At 37.6% G+C, this 18,220-nt stretch carries 17 protein-coding genes and 3 pseudogenes; 10 read left to right on the forward strand and 10 right to left on the reverse strand.

Features of this window, described 5'->3' with window-relative positions; translation table 11 throughout:
* The first annotated feature begins 7 nt into the window (after positions 1 to 7).
* The 3 genes from F6K18_RS14625 to F6K18_RS14635 all read left to right on the forward strand — a co-directional run bounded on the left by F6K18_RS14625 (position 8) and on the right by F6K18_RS14635 (position 3,226).
* Complete coding sequence (locus tag F6K18_RS14625; RefSeq protein WP_287521827.1) at positions 8 to 1,861, forward strand: hypothetical protein; 1,854 nt, start codon at positions 8 to 10, stop codon at positions 1,859 to 1,861.
* 115 nt (positions 1,862 to 1,976) lie between these two features.
* The gene (locus F6K18_RS14630) at positions 1,977 to 2,309 is read left to right on the forward strand and encodes a GNAT family N-acetyltransferase (RefSeq protein ID WP_287521828.1); all 333 of its coding nucleotides are present in this window, start codon (positions 1,977 to 1,979) and stop codon (positions 2,307 to 2,309) included.
* Positions 2,310 to 2,551: 242 nt separating this feature from the next.
* Positions 2,552 to 3,226 (forward strand): endonuclease/exonuclease/phosphatase family protein, encoded by a 675-nt coding sequence (locus F6K18_RS14635; protein WP_287521829.1) that lies wholly within the window; start codon positions 2,552 to 2,554, stop codon positions 3,224 to 3,226.
* 636 nt (positions 3,227 to 3,862) lie between these two features.
* Here the strand turns inward: F6K18_RS14635 and F6K18_RS14640 are convergent.
* Both F6K18_RS14640 and F6K18_RS14645 read right to left on the reverse strand, forming a co-directional pair.
* Positions 3,863 to 6,607 (reverse strand): bifunctional acetate--CoA ligase family protein/GNAT family N-acetyltransferase, encoded by a 2,745-nt coding sequence (locus F6K18_RS14640; protein WP_287521830.1) that lies wholly within the window; start codon positions 6,605 to 6,607, stop codon positions 3,863 to 3,865.
* Between the two features lie 617 nt (positions 6,608 to 7,224).
* Positions 7,225 to 7,422 (reverse strand): annotated as a pseudogene (locus F6K18_RS14645) (transposase); the annotation flags it as partial.
* A gap of 78 nt (positions 7,423 to 7,500) precedes the next feature.
* On the opposite strand from F6K18_RS14645, the gene F6K18_RS14650 reads away from it, so the two are divergent.
* The 4 genes and pseudogenes from F6K18_RS14650 to F6K18_RS14665 all read left to right on the forward strand — a co-directional run.
* A complete protein-coding gene (locus F6K18_RS14650) occupies positions 7,501 to 7,641 on the forward strand; it encodes a hypothetical protein (RefSeq protein ID WP_287521831.1) in 141 nt (46 codons plus the stop codon).
* A 227-nt stretch (positions 7,642 to 7,868) separates the two neighbouring features.
* A complete protein-coding gene (locus F6K18_RS14655; protein ID WP_287521832.1) occupies positions 7,869 to 8,069 on the forward strand; it encodes a hypothetical protein in 201 nt (66 codons plus the stop codon).
* Between the two features lie 226 nt (positions 8,070 to 8,295).
* Positions 8,296 to 9,642 (forward strand): hydrogenase, encoded by a 1,347-nt coding sequence (locus tag F6K18_RS14660; RefSeq protein ID WP_287521834.1) that lies wholly within the window; start codon positions 8,296 to 8,298, stop codon positions 9,640 to 9,642.
* A gap of 214 nt (positions 9,643 to 9,856) precedes the next feature.
* Positions 9,857 to 9,994 (forward strand): annotated as a pseudogene (locus F6K18_RS14665) (zinc ribbon domain-containing protein); the annotation flags it as partial.
* 102 nt (positions 9,995 to 10,096) lie between these two features.
* Here F6K18_RS14665 and F6K18_RS14670 read toward each other — a convergent pair.
* The 5 genes and pseudogenes from F6K18_RS14670 to cobS all read right to left on the reverse strand — a co-directional run bounded on the left by F6K18_RS14670 (position 10,097) and on the right by cobS (position 12,742).
* Positions 10,097 to 10,510 carry a hypothetical protein gene (locus F6K18_RS14670; protein WP_124143516.1) on the reverse strand — a complete coding sequence of 138 codons (414 nt, stop codon included), beginning with the start codon at positions 10,508 to 10,510 and terminating at the stop codon, positions 10,097 to 10,099.
* Positions 10,511 to 10,861: 351 nt separating this feature from the next.
* Positions 10,862 to 10,945 (reverse strand): annotated as a pseudogene (locus F6K18_RS14675) (adenosylcobinamide-GDP ribazoletransferase); the annotation flags it as partial.
* Between the two features lie 82 nt (positions 10,946 to 11,027).
* Positions 11,028 to 11,324 (reverse strand): hypothetical protein, encoded by a 297-nt coding sequence (locus F6K18_RS14680; protein WP_124143515.1) that lies wholly within the window; start codon positions 11,322 to 11,324, stop codon positions 11,028 to 11,030.
* A 2-nt stretch (positions 11,325 to 11,326) separates the two neighbouring features.
* Positions 11,327 to 11,515 (reverse strand): type II toxin-antitoxin system HicB family antitoxin, encoded by a 189-nt coding sequence (locus F6K18_RS14685; RefSeq protein WP_124143514.1) that lies wholly within the window; start codon positions 11,513 to 11,515, stop codon positions 11,327 to 11,329.
* Between the two features lie 459 nt (positions 11,516 to 11,974).
* The gene (cobS, locus tag F6K18_RS14690) at positions 11,975 to 12,742 is read right to left on the reverse strand and encodes an adenosylcobinamide-GDP ribazoletransferase (protein ID WP_240038789.1); all 768 of its coding nucleotides are present in this window, start codon (positions 12,740 to 12,742) and stop codon (positions 11,975 to 11,977) included.
* A gap of 463 nt (positions 12,743 to 13,205) precedes the next feature.
* Here cobS and F6K18_RS14695 point away from each other — a divergent pair, with 463 nt between their 5' ends.
* Together F6K18_RS14695 and tgt are read left to right on the forward strand one after the other, a co-directional pair.
* Positions 13,206 to 13,655 carry a hypothetical protein gene (locus F6K18_RS14695; protein ID WP_124143512.1) on the forward strand — a complete coding sequence of 150 codons (450 nt, stop codon included), beginning with the start codon at positions 13,206 to 13,208 and terminating at the stop codon, positions 13,653 to 13,655.
* Between the two features lie 102 nt (positions 13,656 to 13,757).
* Complete coding sequence (gene tgt / locus F6K18_RS14700; protein ID WP_124143511.1) at positions 13,758 to 14,858, forward strand: tRNA guanosine(34) transglycosylase Tgt; 1,101 nt, start codon at positions 13,758 to 13,760, stop codon at positions 14,856 to 14,858.
* Positions 14,859 to 15,020: 162 nt separating this feature from the next.
* Here the strand turns inward: tgt and F6K18_RS14705 are convergent, their stop codons facing one another.
* Entirely contained in the window at positions 15,021 to 15,149 is a 129-nt protein-coding gene (locus tag F6K18_RS14705; protein WP_275670290.1) for a hypothetical protein, read from the reverse strand.
* Between the two features lie 312 nt (positions 15,150 to 15,461).
* Here F6K18_RS14705 and F6K18_RS14710 point away from each other — a divergent pair, with 312 nt between their 5' ends.
* Complete coding sequence (locus F6K18_RS14710; RefSeq protein ID WP_287521836.1) at positions 15,462 to 16,238, forward strand: NAD-dependent epimerase/dehydratase family protein; 777 nt, start codon at positions 15,462 to 15,464, stop codon at positions 16,236 to 16,238.
* A gap of 143 nt (positions 16,239 to 16,381) precedes the next feature.
* Here F6K18_RS14710 and F6K18_RS14715 read toward each other — a convergent pair whose 3' ends face one another.
* A complete protein-coding gene (locus F6K18_RS14715; RefSeq protein WP_287521838.1) occupies positions 16,382 to 17,266 on the reverse strand; it encodes an Rpn family recombination-promoting nuclease/putative transposase in 885 nt (294 codons plus the stop codon).
* Between the two features lie 235 nt (positions 17,267 to 17,501).
* A complete protein-coding gene (locus F6K18_RS14720) occupies positions 17,502 to 18,059 on the reverse strand; it encodes a Uma2 family endonuclease (protein WP_287521840.1) in 558 nt (185 codons plus the stop codon).
* Positions 18,060 to 18,220: the final 161 nt, after the last annotated feature.

An 18,220-nucleotide genomic window follows, 5' to 3' on the forward strand; every position in this document is an offset into this window, starting at 1 on the left:
AGTTGATATGGAATCTAGTTCTTATAAGGATGAAGATCTTCGTCTCGCCCGGCGTTTCATAGAATCCCTACGTCAGGATGAAGAAGGTCAAGCTTTACTCGAACAATTACAGTCAAGTACTTCAACTGATGCAAGCATAGATCAAGCTCTGAGAAATAGGCTACAAACAGACTTCTCCACAGAGATTTCGGGTGGTACAGTTGACAATATAGTCAATATTGCCAAAGCAAATGTAGTACAATTTCTTCCACCCAAACCGGAACCGAAAAAGGTAGAACCACATAACATTCCCCCTAGTGATGTTGAATTTATCGGACGAGAGCTTGAACTTGAAACCTTACACCAGCAGTTGAAGCAAAAGGGTAGGGTTGTGGTTTATTCTGAAGAAAACAGCCCAGGTAAAACAGAACTGGCGCGACAATATGCACTGCTTGCTTGGGAAAAACAGATTTATCCAGGCGGAATTTGCTGGTTACAGGGACAAAAGGCGAATTTAGGGCAGCAAATAGTCAACTTTGCAAAGTCAAGGTTAGGTTTACAGCCACCTGAAGATAGAGATTTACAAAGTCAGATTGATTATTGTTGGTCGGACTGGCTAGAAGGTGATGTACTGGTCGTACTCGATGATATTAGGGATTATCAGCAAGTCAAATCCTATTTACCTTCCCGCAGTGAACAAAATTTTAAGTTACTAATTACCACATCACAACCTTCCTTAGAACAATCTTTTTTAGATGAAGGTTTTGAGCCGCTCTTTTTAAGTCGTACTGTAGAGGAATTGACAAAATTTTTCAGTTATGACTCTAATGAAGCAAATTTTCCTTACATCTTATTAATCACTATAATCTTCTTTGTAATTTGTAGTGGATTATCACTAATTATGTCTTATATTTTGGCTGACAGTAAACCTTGGCTCACAAGGTACACGGATTACGGTGGGATTATTGAATTTATTCGTACTGTTATTTTTTCTCTAACTGAAATTTATATAGTTTTTATAGTCTTCCGGCAGGAATTTAATGAATTTTTTGGCTTTGAAAACACTATACCTGCTGAATATAGAAAAGCCAGAAATTTTATTCGTATTATCATGTTAGCAATTGCTGTGGCAGTTATTATAATTGTACCGTATTACCATTTGGAGTATGCTCCACAAAAACTGGCAGATTTCTGGGAATACTGGACTAAAAAACATCCAGAAGATATATATATTGAACTTGATAGTAAAGAAGGATATGATGCGTATAAACGTCCTTATTTATATTACCTCCCTTACTCTTTAATTAATTATATTATTGTTGGGTTACTTATGATTTTTGTGACCATTTATGCCTCAATAAAAGATTCTATATTTTTGAAAATTTATCAAACAAAAATAAGAGATAAACAAATAAAAATATCCCTCTTAAAACAACATTACTTTGGCTTCTTTGACACAAGTAGTATTTGCAAAAAAGTCGCACTTAATTTTACATATTTTTCTCATATTTTTGTGAATAAATTAGGAAACTATACGTCAGTTTTTCTGTGTATTAATATAGGGATTGCCTTTGAAGTTACTGTCGGAATTAAAACCTTAGCACCAGCGGCTATTTTGTGGCTGGTTCTTAGCTATTTTGTATGGACTGTTGGTCTTCTCATTGTATTCTTGACATATAGGTATTATGAAAAATCTTTACAAGAATCTGGCAATTTATTATTAGAAATGGACTGTCACAATCTTGAAGAGTTTCAAGATAAGAATAGTGTCATTATGTTGCTCAAGACGACTTTTAATAATTATTCTAATCTTTATTTAGGTCTACTCCTAACTGCTATAATATTTATTTGGGCTTTTGTCAAAAATATCATGTCTGGATGATTAGTTTCGATAAAACTAGGAATGCACACAGCCTTAATTTCTACTTGAGTCAAAAGTGTTGATTAAAGCTATATCGTAAGTTATTACCCGGACTTGATATTAAATATTGGAGAAGATGAATACGATTGCAGTTTTCAAAAGAAAAGTGAGTAAATTAGAAGCTGAACGGCTTGTCAAAGCTATCAAATCTACTCCTAATATTATGGGGTACTCATTGAAAAAATGGCTTGAAGTGGAAGATGTGATGGTTGCTGAAGATGAAAAAGGTAACCTTTTGGGAGCTTGTTTAAATTATGATATTCATCAAGATTGGCATAAAATAGGAGCGTTGTTTGTCTTCAAAGAATTTAGAGGACAAGGAATTGGTAAATCTTTATTTTATCAATCAGTCGAAGATGCAGTACAAAGAGGTAAAACATCTATACAATTAGCTCTAATACCATTGTGATTAAAATGATGGAAGATTCAGAATTTGTAAAATTTAGTAGATTCTTGGAGTTAACTAAAGTGTGGAAACCGGATAGATTATTATTTGTTAAGCACACTTTGGGGTGGTTGATGAACTTCTATAGAATTCAAGAAATCGTCAGAAAAAAAATTGTTTTTCGCTCTAATTCTCCTTTTGTTTTTGGTGTCAAGTTTTCCTAGTAATAGGATAATTGAATAGTTACTGGGTTATTAAATATCCTTATGGTTATTTTCAATCAACTTAAATTTAAGTCTTTAGTAAAATTCACTATAGCCTTAGCCTTAATTATCGCCTTACCCTTTCCCCTTTATGTTACTTGGTTCAATATAAGGCATAATCGTCCACAAGCAAAGATAGTGGAAAATGCACCCGTTGATATTGCTTCCTATCCTGTGCCCCAGGAGCAAGAAACTTTAACAGTTATGACTTATAATATGGGTTATGCTTCCGGACCCATACAGAAAAGCCTAAATGACCCACATCCACAGAAGTTCTTTCTGGATAATCTCAATCAAATTGTGCAACTGGTGAAAGAACAACAAGTAGATATACTACTCTTGCAGGAAGTAGACTTTAATTCTCAGCGCACTTATTATCTCAACCAACTTACTTATTTACAGGAACAATTAGGCTGGAATTATGTTGCTCAAATAGATACATGGAAAAAATTTGTGCCATTTATGGGTATTGGAAAGATGCATAGTGGAGGAGCGATTTTATCCAAATATCCCATTACTAGCCACAGCTATCGCACCTTTACATTTAAACCAACTTTGCCTAATAAATTAGTCAATTTTATTTACTTTCCTTTTGTTTGGGAAAATCCTGTGCAGCACGTCACAGTCGAATATCAGAATACACCCATACATATATTTAATGTTCATATTGAAGTATGACAACGCAGCTACCGAGTTATCCAGTATAATGATTTCATAGATTGGATTCAATCTGAGGGCTGGACAGAAAACATTATTATTGGTGGTGATTTCAATTTCCATGCTTATATTCCTTTAGCAAACGAACGTCCAGAAGATTATCAACTACCACCTTTTTTTGCCAGTATTTGGCAAACTATTCCGGGCATTCAAGAAGCATTTATTGATGAGCAATCCACGAACGAAGAAATTCATCAACAGGTAACTTTTAAAGAACTGAAAAAACGCTTTGATTTCTTATTTTTCTCCAAAGAATTTAGTAATCAGCAAGCCAATATTTTTGACTTAGACGCTTCAGACCATTTACCTGTTGTGGTTGAATTAAAGCTAAATTCATCCCCAAAAAGCATTGACTAAAAATATATTCGCACCGAAGCTACCGATCGCCCGGATTTAACTAGCTATCAGCTTTTCCGTTCCGGAATACTTTCGGTCTGAAATACTACGCAAACGCAAACAGCATTTAGCTGGAGCGCTAAAAAATCAAGGGTTTAAGTTCCCCACACTTATTTGAAAAGTGCGTAGTGTGTCTTTTATGGGGGATTAAAACCCCCATTATACACCTTGAGAAGCTGATGGCCGATCGCTGAGTGCTACTTAATGACAGATTGTCAATTTCGCCTCTACTAAATCAGCACTACGCTGCAATTGAAAACCCACTTTCTCACAAACTCTTTGCATAGCTATATTCTCAGCTAAAATTGTCGCAACAATTCCCTCTAACTGCTCATCTCGACCAATTTGCACCAGTCGCAATAACAATTCCGTCCCTAACCCCTGACGTTGATAGGGGTCGCTCACCAACATCGCAAACTCTGCCTCATTTACCTCATGTGACTTACTCAAGCGACCCACTCCTAAAATTTCATGGTTTCCCGTTTCTGGATTTTTATAATCCGCCACCAATGCCATTTCCCGATAGTAATCAATAAAGCAAATTCTGGTTAATCGTTCGTGAGCAATGCGCCGACTCAGCTTGAGAAAGTTAAAATAACGCAAATACACACTTTCCTCTGACAACGTTTTATGGAATTGAATAATCAACGGTTCATCCTCTGGGCGAATAGGACGAATAGTCACCCCCTCCCCATTTCTCATTTGCCAAGGTTTGACATATTGAGTAGGATACGGACGAATAGCTGATGATGGCAATTTCTCTACACCCACACTCTGATCATGAAGAACTATCCTTGCATCCAAAGCAATCAACCTTTCCGAAGAAGCTAACAGAGGATTAATATCAATTTCCTTAATCCAAGGTTCCTCTACCACTAACTGACTAAATTTCACTAATAGCTTTTCCAGCGCTCCCAAATCTACAGCTTTCCTTCCCCTTACTCCTTTGAGAGCTTGATAAATTTTTGTTTGTTCCATCATCCGGCGAGCGAGAGTTGTATTCAAAGGTGGCAGAGCGATCGCCCGGTCTCTAAACACCTCTACTAACTGCCCACCCGTACCAAACACTAATACCGGACCAAACTGCGGGTCAACACTGCTACCAATAATCAACTCATAACCACGGTCTAAGCTTAACATTGGTTGCACCGTCACCCCTAGGAAATGCTCAGACCCCACTTTCTCAGTTACAGATGTTTGAATATTTTGATACGCCCATTTCACTGCTTCTGCATCTTTAAGATTTAACTGCACACCATCCACATCAGTTTTATGGGTGATTGTCTCAGACAACAGTTTCAGCACCACTGGATAACCGATTATATTAGCACGTTCCACTGCTTCTGCTTCAGTTTTGGCAACCAAAGTCTGCACGATGGGAATACCATAAGCAGCTAAAATTTGTTTTGATTCTGATTCTGTAAGAATATTTCTGCCTGTATTCTGAGCTGTTTTGATAATTTGCTCAACTATAGAACAGTTTGGACCGCTTTCTTGTTCTTCTGCTAGCACTGGGGTTTCATAAATACCCTGCAAGTTATAATTGTACTGCCACATAAAGTTAAAAAGCTTGGCAGCAGAATCTGGATAACGATAAGTTGAGATACTAGCACGATTAAGAATAGTTTCACCTGTAGTTACCTCATCCCCTCCCATCCAACTTGCTAATACTGGTTTTTTAGCAGTTTGAGCATAATGCTTCAACTGTTCTGCGGTTTGAGTGGGGTCGGTCATTGCTTGAGGAGTCAAAATTACCAGCAAACCGTCGGTGTTAGGATCTTTAACTGCTACTTCTAAAGTTTTGCGATAGCGCTCTGGGTCAGCATCACCAAGGATATCAATGGGGTTAGCATGACTCCAGTGGGTGGGGAGAAATTCATTCAGTTGAGCAATTGTTTCTTCTGCCAGAGGAGCAAGTTCTCCACCAGTAGCAATTAGGGCATCCGTAGCTAACACTCCTGGTCCTCCAGCATTAGTAATAATTGTCAGTTTCGGTCCTTTCGGCAGCCGTGGCTGTTTTGCCATCACTTCTGCCATATTAAATAGTTCAGAGATGCGATTCACCCGCAGCACTCCACACCGACGAAAGGCAGCATTTAGCACTTCATCACTACCTGTGAGTGACCCTGTATGTGAAGCAGCAGCTTTAGCAGCAGCTTCAGTTTGACCAGCTTTAATCACTATTATTGGCTTGGTCAATGCTACTTCACGAGCAGCAGACAGGAATGAGCGCGCATTGCCAATGGATTCCATATAGATGACAATACTTTTGGTGTGGGGGTCGTCTCCAAGATAGTATATCAGGTCGCCCCAGTCTAAATCTAGCATTGAGCCTATGGAAATGAATGCACTGAAGCCTACGTTTTCTGGGAAACTCCAGTCGAGAACGGCTGTACAAAATGCTCCACTCTGACTAATGAAACCAAGGTTGCCTGGGTTTGCCATAGTGCTAGCAAAGGTGGCGTTTAGTCCACTATGGGGGTTCATTAGTCCTAAACAGTTGGGGCCAATCAGTCGCATTTTGCCCTTGGCTGTTGCCATAATTTGTCGTTCTAATTCTATGCCTTCTGGTCCAATTTCTTTGAATCCGGCTGAGACTATGATCGCGCCTTTTATGCCTACTTCTACACAGTCACGCACAGCATCAGGGACCATTGGTGCAGGTATGGCAATGATTGCTAAGTCTACTGGTGCTGGTATGGCTTTAATATTTGGATAAGCTGGAATTCCTAACACACTATGACGCTTGGGGTTAACCGGAAAAATTGTGCCTCCAAAAGGATTGCTGAGTAGATTCCAGAGAATTGTGCGTCCGACACTGCCGACTCTTTCTGTAGCACCAATTACTGCTACATTTTCTGGGGCAAATATTGAGGTTAGGGGTTGTCGCTCCGCCCTCAGAATATCATAGCTTGAGTCTGTTGTTTTTTGAGGTATTTGTAACATTATTTTTCCCCTTCTTTTCAACTTTAACTTGAAACGATATTTAACTTAACATTACTTTTAGGCTGCTCTACTTGTCTAGATATTTCATTTGTAAAAGGTTAAGGGAATATTAAAATTTATTTTCGTTTTTCAATGGACAAAAATGTCTTTTTTTTTACTTTTAAACATCGACAATATTTTATCAAATTAATTTTGCTTAGTCAAATTAATCTAGAATTAAAATAATGTGAAATCATCCTGTTTATCTGGGCAGATAAACTCTTATAAAATTATTGTATAATGACACACATTCTTCAAGTTTTTCCCCAGAAAAAATAAATCCCTTCTTTCAGAGTGTGATATTTTTGGTAAATACGATACTGTAATACAAATTTGATCAAATTCAGTAACATCAAACAAAGTAATTTCTTGAAAATCTTTTTCTGCTAAAGATCATATAATTTCATCTAACCTTTTTTGTCACTGTTTTTTTCCTATTTTTGGGTTGATAATATTGGGTACATCTCATATTTGCAAAAATACTTTTTTCCTATATATTTCCTGTTGCCTGTTGCCTGTTGCCTGTTGCCTAAAAGCAAGAAATTTTTGGCTTTATTCTTGCATTGAGATGCACCCATAATATTGACTTTTCGGTTTTTTGCGAAACCTCCTATATGGTTCAGCTCTAATTTCTCTAGTTCCTCTAAAAAAGAGGAATTATTGCCATAACCTCCATCCACTAAAGCTACACCAGGGCGATATTTTCTGAACAATATTTTTTGAACTAATTTGAGTGCTAAATCAGGTTTTTTGACAAATTCTTGATCTTCTTTTCCCTAGTCGGAACGCTTCCCCGACAAAAACGACCAAGTCGAAGCGCTGGCTGTGGCAACTTATACCAATTTGATCAATTTTTGTTACAAATAGTAGAAGGAAGAAGCAAGAAGGAAGAAGGATTGAAGAAGGAGACAGGAGACAGGAGACAGGAGACAGGAGGAAAATTACATGGGGATAGTCTTGGACAAGCCGCTCCGCGTCTACGCTCCCCCAAGTAATTTTGAACACCCCCGTTGACGGTGGGGTATTAAACCCACACAGAAAATGATAAATATTGAAAAAAGATAGATATAACCATCTAAAATGAACTGGAGAAGCTATTTTTAAGCATATCCGATCGAGATGCACTTTTTATAGCATTCTTTTTTCAAACTGGTATTAGGCACTCAAGAACTGGGAAAAGGAAGCTGCTTTTCTCGGATTCGAGCCGGGAGTAATAGCACAGATGAATGAAATTTATCTGAATATAAAAGGTTTAAAAGCCAATAATAACACGGCTACTATAAATAGATGTCGGGCTAAGTTGGCTAATTCCGCTCAAGTTGAAAGTTTTAGTAGCTCGGACTCTAGTATTGCAAAGACAGAACTTTACAATTGGAGTCGAACAACTGTAACTCAGAAAAGATTAGTCTCTCAAGTTGGCTGAGAAGTTCAAGCCAAGTTTGAAGAACACAAGGCCAAGTTGAATAGCAAGTCTGAGAAGCAGGAAAAAGGCCAAACGGGAAGGTTTACTAACTTAGTCCATTCTCGAACTTGTGCTTTTGCTCTGAGGCGATTATTTCCTCTATTAAATTGTGTTGATTGATAGTAGGTTTTAACCCACTAAAGTAATATATAAAACTGTAATTATATAAATTTACTCTAACAACAATATGGAAACAGCCGATCATAACTTGTTGGAAAAACTAGCATCTCTATCAGAAAATTTTCCTAAATTGGGTATTCGCCTCTCCCTGGCAGCTAAAGAACTACAAAATGCAGGTACTCCCCCTTCAGAAAGTTTACTAGAAGAATTGATAGCCTATGGTAGAGATTTTGCTACTCTTAAAGAGCAAGGACTAGAGTTGGCAAAAACATCTCAAGTTTCTGCAGGGGCAATATTTTCCTTCACAGACTTAGAAAACTTAATTAAAGCACTAGCTTCAACCACAGAATCATCAAGCAGTCAACCAGTTTTAAATATTCTTAATCAAATCTTGGCGATTGCTCATCAACAGCAACCAGAATTTCCTCCTTTGCAATCACTTAAAGCAAAAGCTAAAGAACTACATCAATTAATTTCTCATACAAAATCTGACAAATTACCAGATGAAGCTCAAGCTTTAATCGCAGAGACACATCCACTTTCAGCAGTATTAAAACTTGTCAAACAGGGTAAAAATTTAGATGATGAGCAGTGGTTGGAATTAGAGGAAAAAGTTAATGCCAGTTTTGGCAAAAAACTAATGTTAGCTATATCTAGAGAAAAACTGACAATTCCTAATGATTCTTTACCCACAACATCTAGAATTAAACTTCCGGCACTTGAAGAACTAAACCGAACTCAAAATATTGCCACTCAACCAACTAATACGCAAAAATCAACTGTTCCAAGTTTACCACCTTTAATAGTAGTACCTTCTGGTGGTGCAGAAACAGCTATTGAAGATCCAGATGTGATGATTTTAGAAGACCCAACACCTAGAGGTACAAAACCTGTAGACGAAATCATTATTGTTCCTGGTGTGGAAGTCTCTAAAAATTTTCCCACTGTTGAAAGACCAAATATGATGTTTGGAGAAACTACTAATCAAAAATCAGTAGTTTCTGTAGGGTTGAAAGTTTTAGTTCATATACAAAATATTGGCGATCGCATTTTTGCTGGTCGAGAATATGCAGGTACTCGCGGTCAAGGTTTTCGTGTAGAAGCTTTTCAAATCAATATAGAACCGCCTATTCCTGGGTTAAACCTTGAATACATGGCTCATGTTTCTGACATAGGTGATAGTCCTTGGTTAGAAGCTGGAAAATTAGCTGGAGAACGCGGCAAAGCTAGAAGAATAGAAGGATTTGCGATTCGTCTTACAGGTATTCAAGCTGCCAATTATGATGTATTCTATACAGCTCACGTTCAGAATATGGGAGATTTACCAGTTTATTCCAATGGTGCATATTGTGGTACTCGCAACCAAGCTCTCAGAGTGGAGGGTATAAAAGTTTGGATAGAGCCTAAAAATTAGCACTCAGGAGTTATTTCAGTTATCCGTTGTCATATCATGTTCGGCTGAATACTTACACTTTGGAGGAAGGAAGGCAGTAGGCAACCCACCCCTAACCCATCCCAGGAGGGGAAGGCAGAAGGGAAAGAAAGCTTCAAGGCCAGAAGTTTTTTGATAACTGATTATCCGTTAGCGTAGCTCCCCCTCCGGGGGAACATGATATAATGAGGTTTATACTAGCAAAACTTCTCCCAAATGTGTTTACATCCACAAGAAACTTGGTGGCTCCAAAATTCACTTTTGCCCGGCTTGCGGTCATAAAGCACTGGGAGATTGGGCAGGCGCTCTCAGCATAATCTTGAGAGCTTTGTAGGCTGTAGCCTTCGATCTCAGAGATGGCGTTATCACTATCTCTGATGCCAATATTGTACTTGTACAGGACGTTGATTAGCTTTATGAGGGTTAAAGACAGTACTTAAACTTTCTTGCCAGAAAAGTAACACATCTCAACATCCTGTATTGGTTCACGAGAACTAGAACTTTCATTCAGGAATTCAATACTTGTCTCATACGTCGTTAAATTCACCGACACATTAAGCCAATAGTAATTCTCTCCTTTGCCAACACTAAAGGACAGCGATGAATCTTGGTAAGAGATTTCACTTATTGTACCAACATTACATTTGTTCACTGACTCAGTACCATCAGCCATCTTGTCGAAATGGTACATATAAATTCCCTTCTTACCCTCTTTTACTCCTTCTGGAAGAAAAAAGGTAAAAAGTTGATTGCTTGCATATTGATACCATGAAAATGTTCCTTTCCAGCACGCAGTCCATAAAGGACCAAAAAATGGAATAGCCGCATCTAAAGACTGAAAATCACTCATAGTTCTTTACCTTTGAGTTGTCCTTTAACATAGACTTTTTGTCACCATGGATCCAAGATATCCACGATTTTTCCATAAATCCATATTTACCCTATCAACAAGATAGTTTTTATTCAATCCGTAGAAATGCTTACCCTTTATTTCCTTGGCTCTTCCAGACTATAGCTTAAATTCCGCACAAGTATCAAATATCAGAACTCTTATATGTTATATGAGATGAAAAAGCAACTGCTAGACTCTTCACGTTGATATTTTTGAGAAAAGCACTAGCGATAATTTTCTTCTTGTGAGAAACTGATGCACTACCCGCTATTCCATAGTCACCAACACACACAATAATAATGCTTCAGTCTATTCAACCACAGCACCATAAGTATCACCAGTATGACCGCCCAAACAATAGTTAAACCAAGCACCTGTCAACAGAGTGATCGCCCCTTCCCAAAGCAATCATATTTTAGAAGCGCTCGCGTTTGCGCAGCATTCCGCAGGAAAGCGTTGCGGATGCAACATTACTTTATTCATTTATCAAAATATAGTTCCCAATAATTCTTTTCAATTCAACAGGATCTTCAAGAGCAAACGCCACCCCCATATCTGGACGAACCACCCACCACCACATTAATCTTTCCAAATAGCTGGGTGGTTCATCATTAGGACACCACTCAATAAAACCATCATTGACACCAACCATATTAGGATAAAAGTCATTAGCTATAGCAACGCGATCATCAAGCTGCTCAAATTGTACAATATTTTGCCAAGCAACCTCATTAGGAATTGAGTTGAAAATTGTTTGTACGTCTTTATACATTTTTATTTCAAGCGACGCTCAATCTCGGAAGCATCAGCAGTCTCAAAAAAAATTTCTAAAGCTTCAATCAAATTAGACCGCGCTTCTTCTGTCGTATCGCCTTGACTGCCAATATACAGTTCCGTACACAAAGATACATATCCATCACCCTCCCGCTCAATAATAGCTGTTAGTCGTTTGATTTGTCTCATTTTCCAATAGACATCTCTAGAAAAGAGGCAACAGCTCATCTGGCAACCCACCCCTCGCCCCTCCCCCTCCCAGGAGGGGAATAATTGATAATTTATGGATAAGAATTGATTTTATTTTTGGTTTTTGGAGATGTCTAATCTTTAAAAAGCCTTTTTTTATCTATCTAGTTTAGCAGTTTTTTTTCAGGTTGTGATCACTTTGCTTGGGGACTGATACCGTTCGCTATTCCAAAGCAACTAAAACACACACAGGATTTACGCACTGACAATAGATAAGGGTTTTGGTGTGTTAAGCTACCGCTAATACACCCTACCAATAGCGTTCTATATCTGGTGATTATACGTAATATCATGTCCGGATAATCTGTGCTCAAAAAACCTTCTCCCTTTGAACTTTTCTCTCCCTTTCCTACGGAATGCTACGCAAACAGCATAGCTGCCTTATTTAATAACCGATCGCTATTCTAAAGTAACCAATAAACACAATAACAACGCTTCTGTCCATTCAACCACAGCACCATAAGTATCCCCAGTATGACCGCCCAAACAACGGTTAAACCAAGCACCTGTCAACAGAGCGATCGCTATTCCTCCTATTGCCATCCCAGAAGCTACTAACCAACTTTCAGGGTTTAATAAAATTTGGATTCCACTGAGACTCACTAATAAAAGTAGACTTTGGATAAAATCCCAAATCGAATATTTTGCCTCCTTGTGAAATGCTCCTTTTCCAGTAGGTTTGAGATAGGGGTAACGAGCGATCGCTACTAACTGTCCCCATCTCCCCCAACCTGCTACTCCCATTAGTATTAAAAAACGGTCGCTATCTAAATCTGTTAAAGCAGTAATTTTTAGCAACAATAGAGCGATCGCTGCCATTGCCCCAAAAGCTCCTGTAGCACTATCACTCATTACTTCCAGTCGTCGTTTCTGGTCTGGCACTGCCAACCCATCAGCAGTATCCATCACCCCATCCAAGTGTAAACCACCAGTTAAAATAATTCCAGATATAATCGCTACAGCAGATCTGGTGAGTATAGGCATTCCTAAAATTTGTAATCCAAGATCGATTACCCCAAGGATACCCCCTACTATCAATCCTATCAAAGGAGCGAAACGAGCAATACCATTAAAATCCAAGTTCCAAGTATGGGGAATCGGTAAACAGGTGTAAAATGCAATTCCAGCACTGAGTTTTGTCAGAGTTTTCCTAATTACTTGGAGCAATATTTTTTACCACCCAAAATTTTCTGAGCTTGGCTTCTTGTTGTTAACTATAGTATCAAAAAAAATAATATTTGCTGCATTTGTTTCAAATCAAATTAACAACAATGGAGTAGACAAAATGAGTTTTGTATGGTAGAAATTTAATATTGGGAAAATAGTTTTGTATAGACCTGAAAGATTTCCAGGATACATACATAGTTAAATATATATACTCATAGAATGTATAAAAAAATTTAACTATAGATTAAGAGTCTGAAACTCTTACTCCAGATGAGCTGTTGTTAGATAAATTGTTCCCTTTTACATAAGATTTTGTGCATATTCCAAACCAGATTACTATATTATTGGTTCATACTCCAAGAAACTATGCCAGAATTGGAACAAGAATAGCACTATCTAAATAACTCAGAATAAAAAAAAACTGTTCTGATAAATTTCTATCAAATTCAGAGGCTTTTGCTATATGAGTTCCAATAATTTTGACCAGAGAGTATCTGCTCCTTGCATAATTGACATTGGCATAGTTGTCAATAAACGTGATATGCAAAGACTGTTGATAGATTTAGGTAGAGTCCGCTATATCCATACTCAAGATGGCCAGATTCAAAGCCGGGGTGAAGGATACATACTAGAAGTATTTGCGGATTGTCAACGGTCAACTTTAGTTGCTAATCATTCAATATACCTAAATGTGCTTAGTTTTGATTACCTAGAACTTGGACAATCATCAAAGAAAGAAACATACTTTGATTTAATTACTGAAGGACGTCAGTTAAGACTAATTCCTCTGTCAAACCCTCTTCAAGAAGAAACTACTAGAAATATAAATGCTGCAGCCTTTGACGCAGTAATGGATCAAGTTTTGTCATCTAATTGGGATATGCAGTTTGATGATGATGATTGCCCCTTTTAAGCAGAAAGGAAAAAAATAGGGAATGAGGCAAACCATATAAATTGTTTGTTCTCAGTTTCGAGAAAACAGTTAGAATTTTTTAATTGCCAATACCTAACTATCATGTCCCAAAACTTTTCCTTTCATTTTCAGGCTTGTTGTAGCAACACAAAAGCTCGTGCAGGTGTTTTTTTGACTCCTCATGGTAGTGTAGATACACCTAGATTTATGCCTGTGGGGACTTTAGCAACTGTCAAAACTCTCACACCTACTCAGTTAGAGAAAGCGGGTGCTCAGATGATCTTGGCAAATACTTATCATCTTCACTTACAACCAGGAGAAAGTATTATAGCTGGTGCTGGTGGACTACATAAGTTTATGGCCTGGAGTGGGCCAATATTAACTGATTCTGGGGGCTTCCAAGTATTTAGTTTAGGAGAAATCCGAACTATTAGTGAAACAGGTGTTAAATTTCGCTCACCTCGTGATGGTAGTATTATTGATATAACTCCAGAGCGTTCGATCCAAATTCAGAATGAATTGGGAGCTGATGTGATTATGGCTTTTGATGAATGTCCACCTTACCCAGCGAGTAGGGAAGAGGTGGAGTTGGCAACAAATCGTACTTATCGATGGTTGAAGCGTTGTATTGAGGCTCATCAGCGTCAGGATCAGGCTTTGTTTGGTATTGTTCAAGGTGGTGTTTATCCCGATCTGCGTTCTGTAGCAGCAAGGCAGTTGGTAGATTTGGATTTACCGGGTTATGCTATTGGTGGAGTGAGTGTGGGAGAGCCTGGTGAGCTAATAGATGATATAGTTAAAGTAACAGCTCCTTTATTACCAGAAGATAAACCTCGTTATTTGATGGGAGTTGGCACTTATCGAGAAATGGTAAGAGCGATCGCTTCTGGCATAGATTTATTTGATTGTGTAATTCCGACTCGCTTAGGACGACATGGGGTGGCTTTGGTTAGAGGGGAGAGGTGGAATTTGAAAAATGCTAAGTTTCGAGAAGACTATACCCCTCTTGATGAATCTTGCCCTTGTTATTGTTGTCAAAATTTTAGTCGAGCTTATCTAGCTCATTTGGTAAGAGCGAAGGAGTCTTTAGGTTATACTCTATTGTCTCTTCATAATGTCACAGAATTAATTCGCTTTACTCAGCGGATTCGAGATGCTATTTTGGGCGATCGCTTTACTACGGAGTTTGCTGGTTGGCTTTGAAAAACAATTAATAATTAATAATTAATAATTAATTATTATTAGGGTTTGCTGAAAAAGTCTGATACTCAGGGGAGGGGAAAGGTACTAGCATTTTGAGACGACAAAGATCTACAAATCTTGCACTTTTTCAGAATAAAAAAACCTGGAGACCCTTAGTAGTTCTCAATAATAGAGAAAAATAGGATGTTGAAGCGCGATCGCGTAACGTACCCAAACCATCAAAAATAAAAGATGTCTAAATAGGGCTTGCTGATTAAATCTAAAAGTATTGACAGATAAAGGTTTTAGCATTTTTTTGTCTAAAAAAGTGCCAGCTTTTCAGCGGAAAAAGCTCAAAAAGCTAGTATTTTGGGATGATGGTGGCAGAAAAATCATTCTTACAAAACGCCCGCTCCTACCTCTTCGCTCATTCCCCGTTCCTCCTGTCTCCTGTCTCCTGTCTCCTACCCCTACTAAAAGACTTTTTCAGCAAACCCTAAATATTGATATTTTAACATATTTTTTGTATAATCTACTGGTTTTAGTTTTCCTACGGAATGCTACGAAACATCCCGACATTCCGTTACCGGAGAGCGCAAGTCCTCAAGTTAACGATCAAATTAAATGAAAACTGTTGTAATTACTGGAATTTCAGGCACTTTGGGTAGTGCGATGGGTAAAGTTTATAAGTCACGGGGATGGCGGGTTGTTGGTGTGACTCGTCAACCTAGTTTAGAGGGAGATTTTTTTGATGAGTTGTTTGTTTCTCCCCAGAAAACTATTGAGGATGCCAGAAAACTATTTGAGTATGACCCGGATGTGGTGATTTTGAATGCTGGTCAAATTGAGACGGAAGTAGGAGAAGGTGGAATTCCCATAGTTGAGTTGGTAGAGTCGATGAATCGGGTGAATTATACTTGGCCTGCGGTTGTAGGTGCTGAAGCAGCTAAGTTACCCCGGAGTAGACCTTTGGATGTGATTGCTATTGGGTCAATTGCTGATGGAAGTCCTTCTTGTTTCGGACCTGTTTATCATTCTGGCAAAATTGCCTTGCATTATTATTGGTCTGGTGTCGGGCCAATTGTTTATCATTCCAGTAAAAATATGATTCGCCTGCGGTTGTATCGCCCTGGTGCTATTTCTGGTAAGTTTGCTTGGGCACCAGTGAATCGTCTGAATGATAAAGCTTATAAGATTCGAGCTAATCGAGTTAATTCTGCTCCGTCTGGGGATAAGGTAGCTGAGAAAATTGTTAATTGGATTGAGAATAGTCAGGAATGGGTAGGAACTTACGATGAGCCTTTGGGATTTAAGATTTTTAAGTATTTGTTTGCTTTATTCCCCAACTTTTTCTACAGATTACAATTGTATGGTTGGCCTAAAGGGAGTAAGTTTGTTTGATTATTAGGCGTTGCAAAAATGCGGGATGATTTTAATAGTTTTGTAGTTTTGTGGAATGGGTATCTTGCCCGTTCCCCTTTTTAGAGAGTTAGATAGAAAACTAGAGATTTAAAACTTTTTCATGATCAATTATCCATGATCAATTATCCATTATTATCTAGCCAGTTTTCCAAGTCTGCTATTGTTGCTAAATCAAAAATTTCATCACCTAAAATATCTAATTTTTCCAAAGATAATTGCTCTATCTGAGTCTGAACTTCTGGAGCTATTTCGCCAAACTTGCGACGAATTTGACGTTTAACTAATATTCCAATTCCTTCTTTTCTGGCTAAACTAATTTGTCCTTTCTTATCTCTAATCAATTTTTCCTGTTGCTCTAATTCTTCTAATTCTGCATTGTTTAAATTGGCTCGATTAGCTATATTTAATGCTGCTTCTATTTCTGATACTGATTCTAATGATTCTGGTATTACTTCTAAACTTGGAGCCGATTTAATAAAATATATCCATTTATCGCTTAAGGTTTCTAACGCTGATAATTCTTTATTAAATTTGGGTAATTCTACAAACATTAATGTTAATTCATCTTGGTAGTTAAACAATTCTGTATCTTCTTTAAATCTGAATTTAGTAATCATTTTATCTATCTTTTCAAATAAAACAAAGTCGGCGATTGTTAAAGCTATAAAAGGTTGCAGCATCATATAACCTTGCCCTGCATCTAATTGATTTCCATAAGCTTTAGCTAAATTATAAATTACGCGTTTTTCAAAATATTCTACGTTCAATACTTGCATTTCAATAATGACAGTAGAACCATTATCCAAAAGTGCTTTTACATCAAAATAAGTCTCTTTCATAGTGTTAGTAACTCCAGGGTTATAGGGGTTAATTATTTTGAGAGATTGAATGATATTTTGATTGTTATAAACGATGGCATTGAGAAAGCTAATCAGGATGTTTTGACTGTGAATAGAACCAAATATCTTTTTAAAGGCAAAGTCGGTTTTGGGGCTGATAAATTTCATGGTTATATTTCAGGAACTGGTATTGTTCATGGTACAATATATGGTATAGTTTAGCTCTTTTATAACTATTTGCAGCACTTTTGAGGATAGTGAGGTACAGCTATAAGACTATTTATTCCTATATTCCCTGTTGCCTGTTGCCTGTTGCCTGTTACCTAGAGCAATAAAACTTTGTACCTCATCAACTAGAAAACTGCTGTAAATAGTATTTAAGACTAGAATTAATAGCAGGATATCAAGGCAAAAACATTTCTGTAAAGGATAAGGAAACTGATGGAAAATTCAAGGGATTAATTACTTCACTATCGGACAAAACAGTTTCAGATTGATAACCTCCTGGTGTAGGATGACGATATATATAAGCTTGGCGTTGGACTACATCTAAAACCCAATATTCAGGAATATTTGCTCCAGCATAGATAAGTTTTTTTTCTTGTCGATCTATTCTCAAGGTAGTATCGGAAATTTCAATTAAAAAGAATATTTCCTGTGGACTAGGGTGGCGAACGCCATAAGCTTTGGGATCGATATGAACTACTGCAATATCCGGTTCTGGTTCAGAATTTGATAATGTAACTGGTAACTGCATCCTAATATGAGCTTGCTGAGTTAATTGAGATTTTAAATAATCTGATGTCCGTTGAGTTGTTGCAGCATGAGGAGCACCTTGGGGATTTATTTTGATGATACGACCTTCTAATAGTTCAACGTGGGATTCTGGTGTCAGAATACCACAATCTATCATTTGATGATACTCTGCTACTGTCCACAAATGAATTTTGCTTGTTGTCATTAGTTTAATTTCCTGTTTTTGATAATTTCTATAATTTCTTCAAGACTTTAATCTCCCCTACTCCCCTGCTCCCCTACTGCCAACTAAATGACTGAGAGTTAAGTTTAATGATGAAAATCCTATTATTATTAATTTTAGCTGAAATTTTATGGCTAGAATTA

Source organism: Okeania sp. SIO2C2 (assembly GCF_010692625.1).
Classification (GTDB): domain Bacteria; phylum Cyanobacteriota; class Cyanobacteriia; order Cyanobacteriales; family Microcoleaceae; genus Okeania; species Okeania hirsuta.